Below are 1,014 nucleotides of genomic sequence, written 5' to 3'. Positions count from 1 at the left end.
CTCCCCGTTGTTATTATCCATGAAAAACTCTGTACCTCTTGGGATTTTAAATACAGTGCGCGTGATGAAGCAGGAGCGGCCAATGGCTTAGCAACAGAGGCAGGAGATGATCAAAAAGCCGCCGCTGATGCACGAGAACCAGAAGAAGTTGAAGAAGGCGAAGATGTTATCCATATGGATGAAAATGACGCCCCCAATTTGCCTAAAGCAGAGACGGAAGCCAAAACGCCTGAAAATCAAGAGCAAGAAGAAGAGAAAAAAGGCGGTGTTATTGCAAGCTATCATGATATTCGCACTGGTGAAAAAAAGGAAGTCGAAGTTGGTAATCCGCCGTTTCATGAACTCAAATACACCTACCATAACCAATCAGAGGCTGTTGCGGCCATTGCTGCTTATCGCAATAAATCATCACGCGGTAAGTCTTCTTTCTCATGTGATATCGGCGGTAATCCGTTTGTACAAGCAGAAGCAAAGCTTGTTCAAGAGCCCCCTTTCCGCCCTTATATTCCAGCAGAATGGCGCATCAAAAGTGTTAAGCACAAACTTGATAAAACAGGTGGTTACACCACAAAAATAGATTGTGAACTTTTTGATGAAGCCCAAGAAGACACAGCTGGAAACGTTGCAAACACCACACCAGACAAAGATGATACCCTTAACCCAAACGCTCCACCAAACGCATGCGACGAAGGCGAAGGCGTTATCCATATGGACGAAGAGGATACATGATAGGTTATAAACCAGATGTAGAGCCCCTCATTTAAAAGATTGCTTAAATACCTCCCTTCCCCATCTTTAAAGGTGGGGAGGTAGTCAAGATGCTTCTTCTAAAGCTGCTTGTTCCTTACAATTATTTTGGATAGGCGTTAAGCTAATCTGCAAATTTAAAGCACTCAAAACACTGAGAAAAGTAGAAAGCCGTGGGTCGCCTTTATCACTTAAAGAACGATAAAGAGACTCTCTTGATAGCCCTGTATTTTGGGCGATTTTACTCATTCCTTGGTTTTTCGCTAT

1 protein-coding gene and 1 pseudogene are annotated in these 1,014 nt (G+C 43.3%); one reads left to right on the top strand and one right to left on the bottom strand.

Annotated elements, in window-relative coordinates:
- Positions 1 to 729: pseudogene (locus ACFIO3_RS13885) on the top strand (late control protein); the annotation flags it as partial.
- A gap of 84 nt (positions 730 to 813) precedes the next feature.
- Here the strand turns inward: ACFIO3_RS13885 and ACFIO3_RS13880 are convergent.
- Positions 814 to 1,014 (bottom strand): addiction module antidote protein (locus ACFIO3_RS13880; protein WP_375704668.1); only part of this gene is annotated, 201 nt, incomplete at its 5' end.

This window comes from Bartonella sp. AD328YNZD (assembly GCF_042196425.1).
The sequence above is the reverse complement of the archived record's forward strand: the minus strand, read 5'-3'. Positions and strand labels throughout refer to the sequence as shown.